14 protein-coding genes are annotated in these 18,811 nt (G+C 48.7%); all 14 read right to left on the bottom strand.

Annotated features, from left to right (window positions below):
- Positions 1–87: 87 nt before the first annotated feature.
- Complete coding sequence (locus NST99_RS04385) at positions 88–735, bottom strand: GntR family transcriptional regulator (protein ID WP_341089924.1); 648 nt, start codon at positions 733–735, stop codon at positions 88–90.
- A gap of 164 nt (positions 736–899) precedes the next feature.
- Positions 900–3,023, bottom strand: a complete 2,124-nt coding sequence (locus NST99_RS04380) for a class I SAM-dependent methyltransferase (RefSeq protein WP_341089923.1) — start codon at positions 3,021–3,023, stop codon at positions 900–902.
- 50 nt (positions 3,024–3,073) lie between these two features.
- Positions 3,074–3,331 carry a hypothetical protein gene (locus NST99_RS04375; protein ID WP_341089922.1) on the bottom strand — a complete coding sequence of 86 codons (258 nt, stop codon included), beginning with the start codon at positions 3,329–3,331 and terminating at the stop codon, positions 3,074–3,076.
- Positions 3,313–3,648 carry a hypothetical protein gene (locus NST99_RS04370; RefSeq protein WP_341089921.1) on the bottom strand — a complete coding sequence of 112 codons (336 nt, stop codon included), beginning with the start codon at positions 3,646–3,648 and terminating at the stop codon, positions 3,313–3,315. The genes NST99_RS04375 and NST99_RS04370 overlap by 19 nt, the downstream gene beginning before the upstream one ends.
- A 243-nt stretch (positions 3,649–3,891) precedes the next feature.
- Positions 3,892–5,811 carry a cellulase family glycosylhydrolase gene (locus NST99_RS04365; protein WP_341089920.1) on the bottom strand — a complete coding sequence of 640 codons (1,920 nt, stop codon included), beginning with the start codon at positions 5,809–5,811 and terminating at the stop codon, positions 3,892–3,894.
- An 87-nt stretch (positions 5,812–5,898) separates the two neighbouring features.
- Positions 5,899–6,903 (bottom strand): carbohydrate ABC transporter permease, encoded by a 1,005-nt coding sequence (locus NST99_RS04360; RefSeq protein ID WP_341089919.1) that lies wholly within the window; start codon positions 6,901–6,903, stop codon positions 5,899–5,901.
- 24 nt (positions 6,904–6,927) lie between these two features.
- Complete coding sequence (locus NST99_RS04355) at positions 6,928–7,827, bottom strand: carbohydrate ABC transporter permease (RefSeq protein ID WP_341089918.1); 900 nt, start codon at positions 7,825–7,827, stop codon at positions 6,928–6,930.
- Positions 7,824–10,403, bottom strand: coding sequence for a DUF5696 domain-containing protein (locus tag NST99_RS04350; RefSeq protein WP_341089916.1), 2,580 nt, complete (start codon positions 10,401–10,403; stop codon positions 7,824–7,826). The genes NST99_RS04355 and NST99_RS04350 overlap by 4 nt, the downstream gene beginning before the upstream one ends.
- A 14-nt stretch (positions 10,404–10,417) precedes the next feature.
- On the bottom strand, positions 10,418–11,038 hold the full coding sequence (locus tag NST99_RS04345; protein ID WP_341089914.1) for a Yip1 family protein: 621 nt from the start codon (positions 11,036–11,038) through the stop codon (positions 10,418–10,420).
- A complete protein-coding gene (locus tag NST99_RS04340) occupies positions 11,019–12,527 on the bottom strand; it encodes an NHL repeat-containing protein (RefSeq protein ID WP_341089913.1) in 1,509 nt (502 codons plus the stop codon). Before NST99_RS04340 ends, NST99_RS04345 begins: the two co-directional genes overlap by 20 nt.
- A 12-nt stretch (positions 12,528–12,539) precedes the next feature.
- Positions 12,540–13,424, bottom strand: coding sequence for a carbohydrate ABC transporter permease (locus NST99_RS04335; RefSeq protein ID WP_341089912.1), 885 nt, complete (start codon positions 13,422–13,424; stop codon positions 12,540–12,542).
- Between the two features lie 22 nt (positions 13,425–13,446).
- Positions 13,447–14,319 carry a carbohydrate ABC transporter permease gene (locus NST99_RS04330; RefSeq protein ID WP_341097551.1) on the bottom strand — a complete coding sequence of 291 codons (873 nt, stop codon included), beginning with the start codon at positions 14,317–14,319 and terminating at the stop codon, positions 13,447–13,449.
- A 54-nt stretch (positions 14,320–14,373) separates the two neighbouring features.
- A complete protein-coding gene (locus NST99_RS04325) occupies positions 14,374–17,295 on the bottom strand; it encodes an extracellular solute-binding protein (protein WP_341097549.1) in 2,922 nt (973 codons plus the stop codon).
- Between the two features lie 151 nt (positions 17,296–17,446).
- Positions 17,447–18,808 carry an ABC transporter substrate-binding protein gene (locus NST99_RS04320; protein ID WP_341089911.1) on the bottom strand — a complete coding sequence of 454 codons (1,362 nt, stop codon included), beginning with the start codon at positions 18,806–18,808 and terminating at the stop codon, positions 17,447–17,449.
- Between the last annotated feature and the right edge of the window lie 3 nt (positions 18,809–18,811).

Below are 18,811 nucleotides of genomic sequence, written 5' to 3'. Positions count from 1 at the left end.
CGTTTACGCCCCAGCGTGGGCGCAACAAATGGCTTGTCCATACGATATCAATACGTTGTAAGCTGCAAAATGAACCTTTCAGTCTACCTACAGCTTATCGTTGTATCCGTAGTTCACCAGTTCATTTCTGGCTCTGTTCCAATTCTGCTGTGTATAATGCCTGGCTTTCTCGGAATCTTTAGCGATGATTGCATCGAGTATAAATTGATGCTCCTCTGTCGCCTTCTCCAAATTGACTCCCGCCACAAACCGGGTCTGAATTTGGTAGGTTTTGTGGAACAGCTTTTCCACATGATAAATGAGTAGCTTATTAGGGCACATGCGGTGCAGGGTCCGGTGAAATTCGATATCATATTCCTTCCACTGATGGAAGTTAGACAGACTTTTTTGCTCATTCATTCTGCCGATCAGCTCCGTAAGCTGGTTAACATGCTCAGAAGAAGGCTGTTGTGCAGCCAGATAAGCGATCATCCCCTCAACGGCTTCCATCATTTCGTAACATTCCTTCACATCTTCTGCTGTCAGTACACTGACATACGCACCTTTTCGAGGATACACAGTCACAAATCCTTCTACGGACAACAGTCTGATCGCTTCTCTTACCGGAGTCCGGCTCATATCCAGCTTCTTGGCGTATTCTTCTTCTATAATGGGCTGGCCTTGGGTTAGCTGGTTCTCTTTGATATCCCGAAGAATGCTGTCGTATGCAATTTGCGCTTGGTTCTGCTTGCCCATATACACAGTCTCCTTCACCGGTCATGATCATCACAACAATACGCTGATTATAATACTATCTGAATACATCATCTGTAAAGTTAGATCATCACTGCGAGGCAATTCGTCCCGCATCATTTCTACACGCTGCACACGCTGCTTCAGCCTTCCTGAGATCAATGCCCTTATGCTTTCCGGATCACAATAAAGCAGGTACTGTCCGGCAACGCCACCTCTTGACCGCTTTCGTCCATAACGACCACCCTGCCCTGCAGCGCCTCCGTATAACCCTCCTGCAAATAGTGCCGGAACACTTCAACCTTCGCCGGTTCGCCCAGACTGCGCTTTATAAAATCGGCATACTGTTCGGGAGTGAAATAACCGAACTGTTCCTGGACCTCATGGATATACGCTTCTTCACCCCAAGTGTAGGTGTACAGAAATTCCATGGCATCATTTACAGGCATCAGCACCTCTTGTTCACCGGTCACCGCATACTGAATTTGACGTCCGGCAAAATCCTTGGCGTAACGTGCAAGCCAGGCCATTCCGTCCTCCTCCAGAAAACGTACGCGGCGCTGATCACTCTCCGGCTCGCTCATAATCCCGTCGCGGATGATGATCACACCACCGGCCGACAGCACATCAAAGGCACTGCGCAGAGCTGCGGCCACTGTCCCGTGATTGAATTTGACGCCATCCAGCGGTACATACGAATACAGCTCATGCAGTATTGATGAGAAAATGACGGTGTCTACGCTGCCCGTGTCCACGAAATCCTTCAGATTCAGCGCATCGCCCTGCAGTACCTCCCAGCGGTGCCCTTCCCGCTGCTTGCGCTGCCGCAGCGCTTCAATCACATTGCTGGAAATATCAATGCCGACCGGAATGACATCCGGCATACGCGCTTCAATCAAATCCAGCAGCACACCTCCGCCGGGTCCGATATCCAGCACTTTGCTGCCGGTGACATACTCCAGAATCACTGCTTTATAATCACCTGTATCATTCATCTGGCTCAAATAGCTGTCCTCGTTATGGAACCGGTCAAAGGCATCGCGGCGCAGATCGAACAAGTCGAACAGCAGCAGTACTGCCCGTTCATACAAGGCTGACTTCTCGGCTTCCATACAGAATTCGATCAGCTTCTCCGCAGCAGGTGAGAATTCAAAATCAAAGAACACCGTATCCGGCAAGTGAGCCTGCCTACGGAGCCGGTGGGCAAGATGCGGATTACCGGAAGACATGGTTCCGCTCGTGATATCCTGCCAGGTTAATTCCGACAAATACTTCTCGATAATCCGCTTCTTGTACACATTGATCTTCTTCACGCCTTTATAGTCATAATGGAGCGAATTCATGACAGCCTCAAAGCTGATATGATTCAGACCGGAAAGTTCGGCGCCGCAGGCGGTCAAAGCTATCACTTTCAGGAATTGCTCCAGCGAGAAGGTCTGGAGTGCCGACTCCACATACCAGAAGGTTAGGGGCTCCAGCGGTTCCAGCAAGTACGGTTGAAATCCTTCGGACTCCAGCCTGCTCCATTCGCTGCCGAAATCCTCCCCTTTGGCAATCGGCCCCGACCGCATACGCTCCAGCCGTTCCTTCATCGGCAGCGGGACATCCAGAGCGCCTGATGCGATTGCCGCAATCAGCTCCATAACCTCCGCGCGCACCTCCTGCCACAGCTCGGGGGAAACGGCGGAAATGATGCAATGGTTCAGCGCGAACAGCAGCCGTTCCAGCTCATCTGCAGTCAGAAGCCCTTCCTCCACCATAGCCGACAATGGACGGTTAGCAGAAGGCGGAACCTCGCCGCGAATCTGCTGCCCGATCAGGCCGTGAGTTTCGATCAGCCGGTGTACGATCATCGTCTTCTCTGCATCTGCTACCCCTGCCGCCGTGAGCTGGCCCGCTTGCGGCTTATGCTCTGTTGCCGGATCTCCTCCGGCATGCCGTGAGTACAGCTGCGCCGAACCGATATTATGTACGAAACAATTAATGCCCTCCAGCTGCCACAACCGGCGCTGGCGGGAAGTTCCGCCTTTTGCCGTCTCCGACCAGACCAGTGTCTCCTCTGCCAGTTCCTTGATCCAGTAGGACAAAGGCAGGCTATCCAGCAGGCGTAAGCTCCGCTCCACATAATCCAGCACAGGATTCTGTTCATCCAGTTCGCGCAGTGAATCCACCCGTTCCAGATTGACTATGGCTTGCTCCGCCTGAACAATATATTTCAGCCAGGGAAATGCCTCTGCGGGCAACTTTTCCCCTTCACGGTACGATTCAATCGCTTGCAATGATTTCAGCATGTGTATGCCTCCCTATGTAATTGAACAACTCTTTCTATACCATAGCCCTGCTACCGGCCATTTGAATCAAAATCGGCAGGAAGTATTCCGGCGTTCTCACCCGGAAGGGTCCGTTCCGCTTCTTGCTCCTCCCGCCACAACTGGCCAACAGCAAAATCGATTTCCGTCTCCTGCAATTCGTTTACAAGCGTCCTAAACTGATTAAGTGCGGGTTCGAGCATGGTTACATTGGGCGTATAATCGAGCATGCCCCATCCCAAGCAGCGGATGGCCCCCTCAATGGTTGTGTCTAAAACTCGGCCAGCCATATAATGAAATCCTTCTCATCTGATGTTCTTGCAATCCGCGATCCACTCAGTGCAAGTACGGATATCACTACGGAAAATAAGCCGTTTGAACACCTAATCTCCTGATCCGTCTCTGCGTCTGATCTTGTTATGGTATTCGCCATTTCGGACCACCCTTCAAATTCCCCCGAAGAATTTGCCGATACAACAAACAGCAAGCTTCCAAAGAGAGGCCTGCTGCTTGTCGTATCGTTTATTTTTACTGGCTCTGCAGGATAATCGTATTCTAACCTGCCAGAGTAAAACCTGGCAAGAAGACATGTTTGTGCTGTATCCAAATGTTCAAGTGGTCTCCAATTTAAGATTCCCCCATTTTGGGCGAGGACGTAACTGCGGTGAATATTTGGACTTCCGGCCGCTGTTGTCCCCAGATTTCTTGATTTGACCCGCTATATGCGGTGGAAATCCGGTGACAAAGGCGGTCGCTATCGCTCCTACAGTTCCAAAATTCCCCTCCGTTACTTTTGCCCTTTTGTGTAGTTATCAAGTTCAATTCATATAGCGAAATTTCATTCATAATTTTATCGCCTTTTTGCTCTCCAACAGTACATTCCCGCACCTGCCAAGACCAGGAGTGAAGCTACCGCCACCGGGATGCTTAGGATATGATTTTCTTCATCTGATGAAGAGTCATCGCCGGAGAGCTGTGCTGAAAAGGCTGCTGCTGCTGAATCGCCAGAGTCTGCCGGTGTGTTTGCCGGTGTGTCTGCCGGTGTTTCGGCTGCTTGTTGTTCTACTGCTGCTTTCTCCTTCGCTTCCTCTGCGGAACCCCCTACGATCTTCCCGCTTGCTTTTGTAATCGTATACGGGATCACTGCGCCGCTCCAGAAATGCAGCTTCAGCTGCACTTCTCCATCCTTCACTTCCTTCCAGAATTCGTCCGTGAACTTGATCTCTCCAGTGGTATAGTCCGGATAGAAGGTACGTTTGTACTCCTTGAAGGGAGTCCAATCATTGGGACCGGCATTGCCGCCAGCCGTATAGACGGCTTCCAGTGTCGTCAGGCTGTCCCCGTTGAACCAGGTCGGGATCGTGAATATCCCCTCCGGGGCTTGCGCACTAATCAGGCTGGGCGTGTCATAATAAATAATCTTCATTTTCCAGTCGGCACCCGCACTGAACGTAGCGGTTAAGGTTGCATTCATTCCATACTTCTTCGTGACTAGCCTTTGCAGCAATGCAGATTTGAGGATTAAGTTTTCTCCGTCAAGCTCATAATCCGTACCCTTCACTAACGCATTTTCCTGATTGAGCAGAGCGGTGAAGGTATTCCCGTTCAAATTCAGGGGAATGACCAGATCCTTAATTTCCGAATCTTTAAGAATATAGACCGAATCCGTTTCCGCGTTGGAGGAGCGGCCCTTCCAGCCCTGCTTCATCACCTGATGAAGCTCCTCATCCACCCACTTGAGGGTGCGCCTATCGAAATGTTGGCCATTATCCCACAGCATCAGCGGCATCTTTTTTTCCCGAGCATAGTAGGTGATGTATTCAAAAAACTTCAAAATTTCGCCATGCTGAACAGTATCCAGCGATTTATCGAACCCAAGCAGACCAAATTCCCCCACGATAACAGGAATCCCTTTGGCGGTGAAGGTGTCGTAAGCCCGGTCGAAGGCCTGAATCAGATCCTCCCTGGCCGTGTTATCGAACGTGGTCGAACCCCCAAGGTTCACACTGAACGCATAATATCCATAGTAGTGGAACGTTGCAATCAACCTATCGTCGTTTAATTTCGTAATGGTTTTGGCTAACTCATCCAGTCTGGCCTGGGTTGGAGCAGCCGTTAGAGTAGAAAGTACAAGCGGACGCTTATTGTTATTCCCGCCGGAATGACGAACGATAGCATGAAAAGAAACATTCAGTTCATCCAGCATCGCAAAATATCCAGGGGTGTCCTTGCTCCAATCCTCCGAAAAACGCGGTTCATTCAGGCTCTCAAACATCAGCGTGTCCGGATAATCCTTGAAATGCCCCGCAATCTGCGTCCAGGCCGCATTGAATCTGGCAACCACATCATCATGCTCCGTCTCCATGTTCAGGACCCAGCCCGTATCGTGATGCAGGTTAATCATGACATGAAGATCCGCAGCCAGCGACCAGTCGACGACTTCTTGAATCCGTGCCATAAATTCTTTTTGGATCACATAATCAGGAGCGTCACCCATCCGGTGCTTCCAGGTAATGGGGATGCGGATGCTTTTGTAGCCTTCGGCAGCAATTTGCTTAATAAATGCCCGGGTTGTACTCGGGTTTCCCCATGAAGTTTCCTCACCCGTAGCCTCGAAGGTGTTTCCTAGATTCCAGCCCGGTCCGATGGCTTCGACGTAAGCTTGCATGGCACTCTTCTTTTCTTTGGTTTCTGCATGCGCAGGCAGAGCCGTCACCGTCACGGCCAGCAGCAACATACAAATCATGACGAACAAACGTTTAGGCTTCATGATCCGGCTCCCTTCCTAATAAAAAATGCTGGAGGCACATTACGCGGGTCTCCAGCATTTCATTTCTCCATGAAGCAATGTATTCTGTTAACCAATAATACCGCTGCGCTCAACGCTCTCTACGAAATAACGCTGCACCACCATATACAGCAGGATCAGCGGGATAATGGCCAGCAAGATGCCGGTATCAATAATCATGGCCACATGGTTTGGGTCTGCCTTAATACTAGACCCGCCTGCACCTATCCCAAGTAACCCCGGAAGCAAGGCATTGGCCTGAGCCGCCAGCGAACTGACCTTCGTCGGCATAAGCGCCACTTCACTCATGAAGAGCGAGGTAAAGAAGGTATCGTTATACTGCCAGACAAAACAGAACAAAATGACTGTGATCATCGGGGAGACTGCATTAGGCAGCATGATTCGCAGGAATGTTTTAACGCCTCCCGCGCCGTCAATCAAAGCGGCTTCCTCAATTTCTTTCGGCATTCCTTTGAAGAATTGGCGGAAAATATAGATGAACAAGCCTGCTTTTAATCCGATCGCTGTCGCTGATGTAATAATGGAAGGCCAATACGTATTGAGCAGGTTGATGCCTTCTTTGCCTGTGATCAGATGAATAATCCCCAGAATATCAAAGCTTCTGAAATGCAGGTACATAGGCACCATCAGCGTGCTGGTAGGTACAAGCAAGGTTAGAATGACGAGCGCGAACAGGATGTTGCTTCCCGGAAAGTTGAACCGGGCAAAGCCATAACCCGCCAAGGCGCAGGAAGCCGTAGTCAGCAGCGTTGTCACTACGACGAAGAGCAAGGTATTCCCCAGCAGCGGGAAATAGTCCAGAATCTGCATCGCCATCTTGATGTTATCCAGCGTAAAGTGGACCGGTATCATATAAATTGTCGGGTTATAAATATCTGCTTTATCCTTGAAGGCGATGGAGAATTTCATAAGCAGCGGGTAAATAATAATAAATGAAATCCCGATGACAAGCGCGTACCGGAACAATGCATACAAAATATCAACTGCCTTACCTCTGACCTTCTGAACTCTATAGTGATTCGCTTCTCTGTGAACGGGTTGAGGAGCTTGCATAGCCGTACCCTCCTTTGCTATTAATCAGTTGTAATGCACTCTTTTAGACAGTACGTAACCAACGATAATCAGGACTAGGCTGATAATTAGCGTATAAATCCAGGACATCGCCGCACTGAGACCGAAGTTTTGTGTGGTGAATGCGGTTGAGAATATCATTTGGGTCACGCTGCTACCCGAGAAGGAGTCGATAATGGTATAAATAACGTTGGTCAAGATGAGCGGGCTCACTAGCGGGAATGTGATTTTCCAAAAGGATTCATAGGCCGTTGCCCCTTCAATCTTCGCCACCTCATACATCGCCCCGGGAACAGACTGCAGCGCGGCCAGAAAGATCAGAATTTGTACGCCCGAACTCGTAATAATCTCATAGATCCGCAGGATCGCGTCTACAATATAATCCACGAACGACAGCGGCAACCCGATATCACGGAGAATCATAACCATCGACATAACATTGTACTGTGAGCCCGATTGGCCCAATTCGTTGACAGCCGTAGCATCACCAACCAGATTGATCAGTCCGGACGCTTCTGCCGCCGATATCGCGTTGGAGGCCAGAATGACCGGCAGAAAAAATATGGCCCGGGCCAGAATTCTCCCCCGAAACTTCTGATTCAGCAGCGTTGCCGAGAAGAGACTGAAAAATAGGATCATCGGAACGTTAAGCACCATATCCCTGACAGATTCGGTTAATATCCGGTTAAAGGTTGGATCTACGAACAAAGCATTGTTGAAGTTGGACCAGCCTACCCAATCTAAGGAGAAGCCTGACGGATCTACAGTTAATTTACTGAAGCTGAATTTGATGGACTGAATGAGCGGAGTCGCGAACATGAACACGAACCCAAGCAGCCATGGCGCAATAAAGGCTATTCCCAGAAAAGAGCGCTTGTGATTTAAGCTGAGCTTACTTCCTCTCATGACTGCTCACCTTCTATCCCATATTGTCCGGCTCCGATTGCGAATCCATGGACGGTGACATCCTTATCCGTGTGATTCACATAAATCGAAATCCCATTACTGTACCGCACCTCCACAACACCCTCCTGATGGCGTATATGGTTCACGATTTGCGCATTCTGTACGGGGGAGAGTACTTTATTGACTTCCTTATACATCGAAACCGCCTGATCGTACCAATCTTTGTAATAGGTTGCATACTTGCTGTCAAAATGAGTGAACTTCAGCTTGGAGGAGGGTTCATAGGACCACGAGAAATAGGGTGCTGCACCCAGCTCAATTGAGCGAAGCATCTGCTGCTTGATATCCTGCTCATCACTCAGATTAACCGGAGTCCCTGCATAGTTGATAAAGCCATGAACAACCATTTCATAGAAAGGGATCTCTTCATCGGTCAGCAAGAATCCGCTGGAGGATGTCGGTACATTGATCAGATGATCGGAGTAAGGCCATGCGTAGGCATTCCCCCCTGCGATCATGGTTTGATCGATGTTCCGGCCGAGTTTATTGAGCTGCTCTTCCACGATTTGTTTAGCCGTTTCCCGCTGTATGACACGGCTTACCCGGAAATCCGAGCTGAGTATATTGCCGAGATCCCGCAGAGATACGCCTTTCATCCCGAAGGATTTATACTTGTTCATAAACTCGTCAACGTAATAAGGCAGCTTGGCAGGGGACAATAAATAGTAGCTTCCGAGCGTTATATCCATCCCGTTGTATGCCCGATTATATGGATAGAGCTCAGCCTCTTCCCTTGTCACGAATCTGGATGCATCAGAGGAAGGTGTAAAACTGCTATCATTATGGTAAATCTGCTGGAAGGCCACATCGGGGAATAACATCCCGCCTGATTGCTCCAACTTTTCCGTTAATGTAAGGAGCTCCGACTTGCTTCCCAGCACATCTTCAGTCTTCAGCTTATTGGGTGTAGCATGATTTACACCTTTGGAAGACCAGCCTGTATAGCGCATAAGCAGCCGGTCAATGCCGTCCTGCTTCAATTGACTGGCAATCTGCGTTGCCTGCTCAAAGGAGGTCATTGCCACCTCGGACCGGTAAGGTACGCCAAGAAATGACTTTTGTTTGTCGACAGCCCCCAGCATATCCAGATAAAAGGGAATGCCCTGTCCCTCCTCTAAAGGCTGCAGTGATTTCTCCGTCACCAGCTTATTCCGGTACAGCTCAGCCATTCCTGAATAGCTGGCCTCGTCATTGTTCAGGAAGCTGTAACGAACTTGAATATCGCCTTTGTAAATCTCCTCATTCAGGAGTTGTATTTCCTGAATGGTAGATCCGGTGTACAGCTCAAGCTCATCCTCACCCCGTAAGGTGTAGCTGCTGTGAATGAAATTGTACGAGTTCTTCTTGCCGCTGATATCGGCGGCTATGCTGGCTATGGCATCTCCTTTTTCGATCACGGCGAACCAGGCAGCATCACCAGCCTTTAATCCAAACACCGGCATTCTGGCATTCTCACTGACTTGCCCGCGTCTATAGCTGTTATCATTCGGGTCCAGGCCATACACACGCTGTACATACTGCTCTTCCTTCACTTTGCCATTATTCAAATGGATCAGGCTGCCGGAACCGTCAGGAACGAGCATATAGCCATCGGTCTGCTGATCGGCAGCACCGAACATATTGAGCACCTCAAGGCTGCGAATCTGATAATCCCCGCTTTCCTTAACCTGGTTCACAGGGACGGATACAACCAGAGATCCCCCGTCTAACCGGTATTCCAGCGGAACAACAAAATTCGGCTTGGCCGTTCCGGCCCCGGCCCCCGCTCCATTCTCCTGATTATCGAACGCCAGGTCTTCTGCAGAATAACCGGACTTGGTAAAGGCAGCTGTCATTTTGCTCAGCACCAGCGGTTTGGAGACTTGTGCATCTATGCGCTCCAGCACCTCCGGGTCGCCCTCTTTCGGGTAGTAGCGGAGCCCTACGTATTTTGCCGTGGGCTTATCGAGCTTGGACAGAACCTTTTCTTCCATTCTCGTCTTGCTAATATACTTAGGCAGTGCGTCGATTCCGATCGACGTATCTCCAATCGTATACACAATACGAAGTCCATTCTTAATGCTTTCGGCAGTAAACTGTTTGCTGCTGATGCTCTGGGCGAAGTTGGTATAGGATTCCAGTGTGCCTACAGCGTCACGGAATAGCACTGTTAACTGCGATGACAGCAGCTCTTTCTCGAACCCCGAAGCCAGAACATCCTCTTCGCGGTTGACAGGATTGCTGTACCAGATATGACCTTGGCGTTTATCCTTAACTGCTACTTCCGTGGTTTCAGGATTGTAGTATAAAGACAGCTCCGTATCGTCGGCTACCAGTTGCATTCCCGGTACACCCTTGGACGAATCAGGCAGTGCAGTTAGCTCGCTTCCGGCTTCCAGTTCAGTAGTTACTTCCATATAGGAGGAGGCTTCAACAGCCTTTACTCCGCGGGATGTGAAGAACAGGGCAGAACCGGCAAGGATTAGAATAGCTGCGGCACAGGCGAGTACCGCAACCAGCATTTTACGATTTTTCACAGGTGCGGCCTCCTTTACGTACGGAAAGTTAATTCCCGATAAATGTTAACGAAGAACTCGATGATTTGCTGGAGCATACTTAATACGAGCGTTCCCAAAAATATGACAATTCCCATGACAACAACCGTGAGCAGCATCGTTACCATTGTTTTGAACACAGTATATTGATGGACGGTCATGATGCCGACGAATAAAAGAGCTACAAACCATATGGAGGAGATCGACATCATCAAATAATAAAAGGCCGTTTCTTCCTCCGCCATAAACCGGCTTGCAATAATCATCGGCGTATATATGATCACGATGGGAACAAGCGCATAACCTGTAGCCATCATAATTTCTTTGAATTTCCCTTCCCCATCCATTAAAGTTGTGATCGCCCAGTTCGATAAACACCACAGAAAGAAGGGAAATACAACCGTAAATAATTGTGTGATACTATTCAGATGACGCGGATCTTTATAATTGACAAGAAATCCTGCAAACTGATTTTTTAAAATCATTGAAATGACAACAAGCAGTAGAATCGTTAACGTTACCCGGATTTTACCTTTTCTCTCATACTTCATATCCCAAAAGCTATCAAACGGATGCACAATGAGGTGCAGTGGGAATTTAATGAAATCCTGCCTCATGGGCTTTACCCTCCTTAAGGTTTTGCGAAGTCTGCCGGGATCTTCCTGACAGCCGCTTTCTTCTCCAGAAGCGAAAGAGCTTGAAAGCAAGCCATCCTGACACCAGGATCATTATCACGGTTAGAAATGTTCCGAAATGCTCCTGCATGACTTCCCTGCGGTACCGTTTGAATGCTACGGAATAACCGTCGCGGTCCATTCCGAGCTTGAAGTATTTCAGCGCCTCTTTATTGCTTTTATCCATCAGCAAGGATTTGCCAATGCCGATATAAGCGATATCATAGTTGGAATTCAGCTTCAGAACTTCCTTCCACACCGGGACAGCCCGGGCATCCTCGCCATTATAGTGATACCCTACCGCTTGATTAACGCTTGTGCCAAACCGGGTTGGCTTGAAGATGACTATGTTTCCTTTGCCGCGGTCAAGTACAAGCTGGTTCCCGCCAGAGAATTCTATGGCTGCCGGTATTTTGAAGGTTCCGACCTGGTTGCCTTTACCGCCGTACACATAAAGAAGGTCACCTTCATCGTTGTACGTGAACACTTTGCCCTGGTTAGCATCAAGAGCACTGTACATCCCGTTGGCAAGAACTTTAATATCTGTGAACTTAGAAGGTCCTATAGAGATGCGGAACCTGATATCACCTTTAACATCAAAGTATCCGAATCGCTTCAGCACATCCTCACCGGATGGATTCAGCCGTTTTATCGGTTCCTTCGAGCCCGGATCAATATTCGTGGCATACAGAAACCCTTTAGAATCAACATCAATATTGGAAAACTCTGTAGGCACAAACAATGCCATCTGCGCTTTCTGCGCCTTGGTGGAGAGTAACCGCCATAAATATTCGGTATAGTCACGCTTTACCTTGTTTGTACCGACATAACCGATAAAGTCGCCGTTTTTATCAAACTGCATGATCCCTTCGAATATCCCTTTAGCGATGACATAGACACGTTCCGCCTGGTCTACGGTCACTTTAACAGGAATAAACTTGAAGTCAGCCGGTAAAATATCGGACTTCGGCTGCTCTATCATCCGGAGCAGATCCCCGCCCGGGGACAGAACAACAATCCGCCCGTTATCCGTATCGGCAATATACAGATTGCCTTCCTGATTAACGTATAATCCGCTTGGATTCTTGAATTTTTCCGCTTTGCCCTTGTTATCAAAGCCGCTAATGACCTTATTGACCTTCCAGTCGCTATCCAGACAAATAATCCGTCCGTTCCCGCTATCAGCAATATAGATCAGTCCGTTTGCCGCAACGACCATATCGCCGGGATCCAGAAAATTGCCCACACCAAGATCCTTTCCAGATAGGGTACGGTCAGGTACATAAGCAGCAGGAGCAGGTACCGCTTCTTCCCAGTAATTATAGTTGTAGCTCTCATAGGGCGTAGATTCAGCAGACGCCGGCGCAGGAGCTGCATAACCTAACAGCAGGGATGCTGCAATAACCGCGGGCAACCATTTTTTTGCTATCAACTGTCTCCCCCCTTAGTCCTTCATTCCCGAAGTAGCCATCGTCTCTATAATCCGGCTTTGCGAAAAAACAAACAGCGTAATGGGTACGCTCATTAAAATGAGAGCTACCGCCGCCGCTGCACCGGAACGGGCAATCCCCCCGGCCACCACTTGGCCCGCCGCAAAGTGAAGTGACTTCAGCTGTTCACTGTAAATGAACCCGTTCCCGTCACTGCCCCATAGAATTTGGAATAATAGAATGATGAGCGTTAGCCAAGCCGGCTTTACGTTAGGCATGACGATGGACCAAAAAATGCGGTATTCGCTTGCCCCGTCGATCTTAGCGGCTTCCAGCAGCACATCCGGAATCTGTTCCATAAATTGCTTCATTAAATATAAACCCAGTGAATAAGCAAACGCCGGGATAATGACTGCCCAGTAAGTATCAATGAGCCCCAGCCAGGACATGATCATATAGTTTGGCATCGCGGTTACAGCCGGCGTAAACATAAGCGACAAGACAACGATGCTGAACAAGATCTTTTTGCCGGGAAAATGATGTTTAGCGAGAGGGTACGCAGCTGCCGAGGCCAGCAATACGTGACCGACAATACCCGTGCCGGTAATAAACACCGTATTGAAAATATACCGCGAGAACGGAACCCAGGAATTTCCGAGCAGATTAAACAGATCTATAAAGTTGTTCATCGTTGGATGGCGGACAAATAACGTCGGCGGGAAGATAAAGATTTCATCCAGCGGCTTGAACGCATTATTAATAGCGTAGACAAGCGGCAGAATCATAAATGCTCCAAATACGGTGAGCAGGGCGAATAAAGATAAAGTGCCCCATGCTGAACGGTTCACCCGCTTTTTCGGCATCCGGATCGTCCGGCTTAACCGTTGTTTTGCATTCATTTGAAAGGGGATATTCATGCCTCTATTCACCCACCTTTCTAAGCAGTTTTTGAACAATCAGGTTCGATCCAACCATGATCAGGAACAACACGGTGGCAATAGCTGAAGCGTAGCCCATTTCAAAGCGGGTCGTACCGAAATCAATCAAATGCGTGACGATGGTTTCCGCCGCATAGTTCACGCTTGGGAACCCTGCCAGCGCAATCGAGACATCAGCTACAGCAAAGGCGGTTGTGATCTGGATAACGGCACCGAACATCAATTGCGGGCGCATCGAAGGCAAGGTAATGTACCACAGCTCCTGCCAGCGATTTTTGATCCCGTCCACAGCTCCCGCTTCATATAACGTTCCATCAACGGTCTGCAGGCCTGCAATGAACGTGAGGAACCCTGTTCCGAGACTCAGCCATAATTGAACAAGGATGATGATAGGCATGATGTAGCCTTCCGTTTTGAGCCATTGGATCGGCTCCAGGATAAAGCCAAACTTCAGCAATAATCCGTTTATGATTCCATACCGGTCTCCGGAGAAGATCATGAGCCAAATGAAATAGACATTTCCCGAAATGGAAGGCGCATAGAAGACGAGCGTCATTACAGCTCTAAGCTTTGGAGACAGCTCATTAATGATCCAGGCAAACACAAAACAGGCGATATAACTAATCGGCCCTGTGATCACTGCGAATAAAAGTGTGTTTTTGAGGGCAATCAGAAAGACGTCATCTTCCAGAAATAAGCGGGTATAGTTCTGCCAGCCTATAAACTTCGGAAACTCCAACATATTGAAGTATGTGAAGCTAAGCACGATCGAGACCAAGACAGGTAAGACCGTAAATACGGCGAACAATATCATATACGGCGCCATCAAAATATACGAATGCTTATTGGCTCTCATTTCCCGCCACTTCAGGCTCCACCAATTTTGCACGCTTGACCCTCCTCCTTACCGCTATAGACCAAACTCTTTCCGTTTGGTGGTGATTTCGTCCTGAATATATTGGACATAGTCCATAATGGATTCCCGTGCTTCCACGCCGCCGACTACCGTTTTGTAGAAAGCATTAAATAAATGTCTGCCCGTGAAATACCCGCCCGGAACTTCAGGAACACCTTCGGCCCACTCGAACTGGGCTTTCAAATTTTCATAATCGGCAACGGGCCAAGGCAAGCTGTCCAACGCTTTGATGTTAGCGGTCGGATAACGGGCTGCTGCCCCCATCAACCCTTCCATCTCACGTCCGAACACCGTTTGCGTCTCTTCACTCGTCCACCATTTCATAAATTCCCAAGATGCCTCTTTGTCTTTGGCCTTATCCATCATCACGACAGCACTTCCCCCGCTGGATACCGTACGGTCCAAGGTGCCATCTGTTTGCACGGTTCCCGGAATCGGCACGAAGCCCCACATCCCCCGAATCTCCGGAGCAAATACAGAAAGCTGGTTATACAGTGTGTAATCGGCTATCCCGAAAGGCATTTCTCCTGTGCGGAACCGATTGGCAAAGTCATATTCACGTTCAAGCTTGTAATCGGTGTAAAACTCCGTCCATTGCTTGAACGTTTCCATCCCGGTCCGCGAATCGAGATCTGACTCCTGTCCGCCATCCCGGTAAAATTGTCCGCCATTCTGAAATAAGAGAGCGGCGTACATCGAGTTAGGCGGGATGTTCTGCCCTTGGACTGCGGATTGAACCACAACCGGCAATCCAAACTGCATATGATTCTTGCTGAGCACAGCAAGTAAAGTGGATACCTCATCCCAAGTCTGAGGTACTTGCAGATGAAGCTCCTCCACAATGTCCTTCCGGTAGAAGAGCATATTAAAGGTCTGAGTCTCAGGTAAGGCATACACTCCGCTGTCATATCTGTAAGGTACAACTGCGCTTTCCCGGAAACGGCTGCTCACTTCATCAAAGTCTGCAAACTGTGTCAGATCTGCCGCCGCATTGCGCATTGCAAAGTTAACAGGCAGATCATTGCCGATTTGCATAGCCACATCGGGCCCTTGCCCGGCTAAGGTAGCTGGAAGCAATGTCGTCATGTTGACGAGCTTCAGGTTGACATTAATGCCTGTGGCGGATGTGAATGTCTCATCAATCATGGCTTTCATCGTATTCGCCTGATCCCGTCCGCTTCCGATCCAGACGGTTACTGATTTCTGGTCATCCTCTTCCGACACATTTCCGATTTGATTGTAATCGGTAAAGAAGGAAGCGAAGAAGGTAGCGGTCTCATGCTTAAACTTCGAGCCAAACCCCATCCCTTTCTTGGGAAACTTCTTATCGGGAGAAGCTAAGTAAAGCGCATCTATTTCAAGCGGCTGCTCTCTCGCTGTCTGTACCCATGTTCCAAGTCCCCCGGTATTCGTCTTATATGCAGCCAGTCTCCTTGGGATGGTGTCCGGATCATCCATTAATTCGCCCAACTGCTGTGCCATTGTTTTGAGCAGCGCTTCCTGATCACTCGATTGTCCTGACAACCGGACCAATTGTTTGGCAATCCCGGTTAATCTGTCCCGTTCGGCACCAAACACCTCAAGCATGTCAGGCACTTTTTTATCCAGCTGGTAATCACGGTATTCATCCGGCTTGGTTCCCGTAATCATCAGGATCTTGCGGTACATGGAATTGAGATTGTACAGGCTGTCCTCCACCTCGCGAATTAAAGGGGCGAACTCGCCAAGGCTTACCTCAAGTCTCACAACATGTTTGCCCTTTTCCAGCTTGTATAAATAGGGTTCGTCTCCACCCATAATGTCCAACCGGTAGGAGCTTTTATATCGAAACGGAACCTTTGCCATTTCCTCAAACGGCACTACTCCGTCTATGGTCAGCTTCCGGGTGGAATAAATCCCCCTGACATAATTCTGCTGTGTCTTAAAGGCCATTTTATATAATCCGCTCTCAGGGACATCAATTTCCCATTCAATCCACTGGCCGGGTATTCGCCAATTCAGCCCGCCTATGGTATTGATCTTGATCTTGGAAGAACTGTAGGGATGAACCGCGGCACTGGAACGCTCGCTAAGCGGGTACAAGGTCGGCGATGATTTGGCAGCCGCATCCTCTCCCTCGATCCTCAGGAGCTGACCAATGGAGGCCTGAACACCATCGGCATCCAATTGCTTCTTTACTTCCTCATAAGGTAGCGGCGCAGCTTGCTTAAACAGCTTCAACTGTTTAAGCACGACAGGTTCTCTGGAAGATTCCAAAGTTAACGTATGTGAGCCTTTAGAGAAATAAAATAAAAAGGGCTCATTCTCATAACCATTAGAGTCTTGGAACGCTTTCTCGCTCCAGCCCGGTTTCTCAATCTGTCTAGGCCTCAGATCATTGCCCTGATTGTCCTGAACCAGCTGATCCAATTGGTCAACCCAAATACGGTCAAACTGCAAGAAGGCTGCTTCCTGAAAAGGGAGCTTGCCGTCAATATATAAGGCGCGCTCAATCGCTGAGCTTTTCCCTTCAACGGGATAATACAGCATGGATAAATTGTAGAAACCCTCTTCCGCGATTTGAACATTCCATTCCACCTTGCCGGATTCACCCGTTAATAGTGATTGGCCTGCCATGCCTTCGTAATCCGGCAGCTTCTCGAAGCCACTGCCCTCAACATGACTATAATTAGCTGCCTCCAGTACAATTTCTTGATCAGGTCTGGGGGCCCCCTCATGTTCGGTTAAGTAGGATACGTATTTATGCTCATTAAAAGCTGCCGTCTCCGCTGTAGCCGTTGTTTCATTGGGTACTTGCTCCACTGCGGACGTTGCTTGCGCGCTTGCATCCGCCTGTACATTTAAGCCTGCCGGAAGCGTGATCAATAATGCCATTGCAGCAAGCGTTATATTCTTGGCCATTTTGGATTGACGCATTTTACCTATCACCAGAAGTCCTCCTTACAAGCGCAAGCAGTTATCCCCTTTTAGGGGAGAGCTTACGTGCTGTGGTGAAATCTTATATTCATACAACAGGGGGAGTCGTCAAGACATCCCCCTGTTCTTATGACGCTACGAACCGCTTCTGTTACTTGCCTAGCTTGGCAATGGAAGCCTCCGCCTCTGGCTTATATTTCTCGGCTGTTGCTGTAACCGATTGATTGTTTACAATAATGTCCTTCATGAAATTGGTGGTCGGGAATTCCGGGTAAGCGGTTTCCAAAAGAATCTGGCCTGTATTGTTGATGTGCTCATGCATCATAGCTACATCTTCTTCATGAGTGTAGATGCTTTCCAGCCACTCTTGGCTCGGGAAATCTCCGGTTTGCGTAATATCATAGGTATCTTCGAAAGCCTGGTAGACAGCCTGTGGATCTTTTACACCTTTTGGAATGAAAAATGCATTCTTGCCGTTATCAGCATAGGTAAGCTCAGGAGAGCCTGAGGGTCCATTCGGGAACGGAACAACACCGAAATCGAAAGTCAAATCTCCCAGATTCCAAATCGGAGCCGGGAACATCGCTACATCGCCATCTTTGAAGGTATTGAATTCGTCATAGCCAACTTTGTCTGATCCTTTGACTTTGACAACGTTCTCAACGTTGTACAAACGGTTTATAAATTCAGCGGTTTCAATGACTTTGGGATCAGTCAGACCTTGTGTACCTGTGGCTTCGTCCACAATCTTTCCACCATTAGCTGCGGAGAAGTTACGCAGGATATCGATAGCCCAGCCCGAGAATCCATAAGTGTCGATTTTACCGTCATTATCCGTATCCTTAGTAGCTTGTTTGGCAACTTCAATGAATTTATCCCAATTCCATTGTCCATTGGCATAAAGCTCCTGCAAATCGGGAAGTCCCAGTTTTTTGAACAAATCGCGGTTGTAATGGAGGCCCGCACCGCCGGTGCCGGGTTCAGCGAAGGCATAGTACTCGTTGGCAATTTGAGGTGCCTTAACTAATAGTTTGGCTTCATTGTTGATATTCGAGGCAGCTGTAGTATATTCGCTTACTTTCAGCAGCTGTCCCTTGAGAATTGCAGGCCATGCCGAGTTGTATTCCATAATAACGATATCGGCAAAAGGTTCACCCGTAAGTGCGGTAGCCGTGAATTTAGGCATAAACTCTTCAAAGGGAACGTTTACAAATTCGAACTTGCAGTTATACTTTTTCTCTACTTCAGCAATTTTGGCAAGCCGTTCCTTCTCGGAAGCAGAATTGCCTGCAGGCTTCAGATCCCACCAAGCCGCTACCTTAATTACACGTCCGCCCATGTCAACCGGTGCTGCCGTTGCTTCTGCGGTTGCTTCTACTGCTGCTTCTGTAGCTGCAGGCTCAGTAGTCGCATTTGCTTTTGTATTGTTGGCAGCATTGTTTCCGCCACTGCAGGCTGTAAGTAAAAAAACAAGGCATAATAATAAAACTGAATACCCCTTTATCTTTCTCATTCG

The organism is Paenibacillus sp. FSL L8-0470 (genome assembly GCF_038008625.1).
In the GTDB taxonomy this organism is placed as follows: domain Bacteria; phylum Bacillota; class Bacilli; order Paenibacillales; family Paenibacillaceae; genus Paenibacillus_AQ.
Note: the sequence above shows the minus strand (reverse complement) of the source record. Positions and strands in the feature narration are given on the sequence as shown.

Coding starts and splice junctions, on each gene's coding strand:
- NST99_RS04385 (WP_341089924.1), bottom strand. CDS start 735: ATGGGCAAGCAGAACCAAGCGCAAATTGCATACGACAGCATTCTTCGG.
- NST99_RS04380 (WP_341089923.1), bottom strand. CDS start 3,023: ATGCTGAAATCATTGCAAGCGATTGAATCGTACCGTGAAGGGGAAAAG.
- NST99_RS04375 (WP_341089922.1), bottom strand. CDS start 3,331: ATGGCTGGCCGAGTTTTAGACACAACCATTGAGGGGGCCATCCGCTGC.
- NST99_RS04365 (WP_341089920.1), bottom strand. CDS start 5,811: ATGAAGCCTAAACGTTTGTTCGTCATGATTTGTATGTTGCTGCTGGCC.
- NST99_RS04360 (WP_341089919.1), bottom strand. CDS start 6,903: ATGCAAGCTCCTCAACCCGTTCACAGAGAAGCGAATCACTATAGAGTT.
- NST99_RS04355 (WP_341089918.1), bottom strand. CDS start 7,827: ATGAGAGGAAGTAAGCTCAGCTTAAATCACAAGCGCTCTTTTCTGGGA.
- NST99_RS04345 (WP_341089914.1), bottom strand. CDS start 11,038: ATGAGGCAGGATTTCATTAAATTCCCACTGCACCTCATTGTGCATCCG.
- NST99_RS04335 (WP_341089912.1), bottom strand. CDS start 13,424: ATGAATGCAAAACAACGGTTAAGCCGGACGATCCGGATGCCGAAAAAG.
- NST99_RS04330 (WP_341097551.1), bottom strand. CDS start 14,319: ATGAGAGCCAATAAGCATTCGTATATTTTGATGGCGCCGTATATGATA.
- NST99_RS04325 (WP_341097549.1), bottom strand. CDS start 17,295: ATGCGTCAATCCAAAATGGCCAAGAATATAACGCTTGCTGCAATGGCA.
- NST99_RS04320 (WP_341089911.1), bottom strand. CDS start 18,808: ATGAGAAAGATAAAGGGGTATTCAGTTTTATTATTATGCCTTGTTTTT.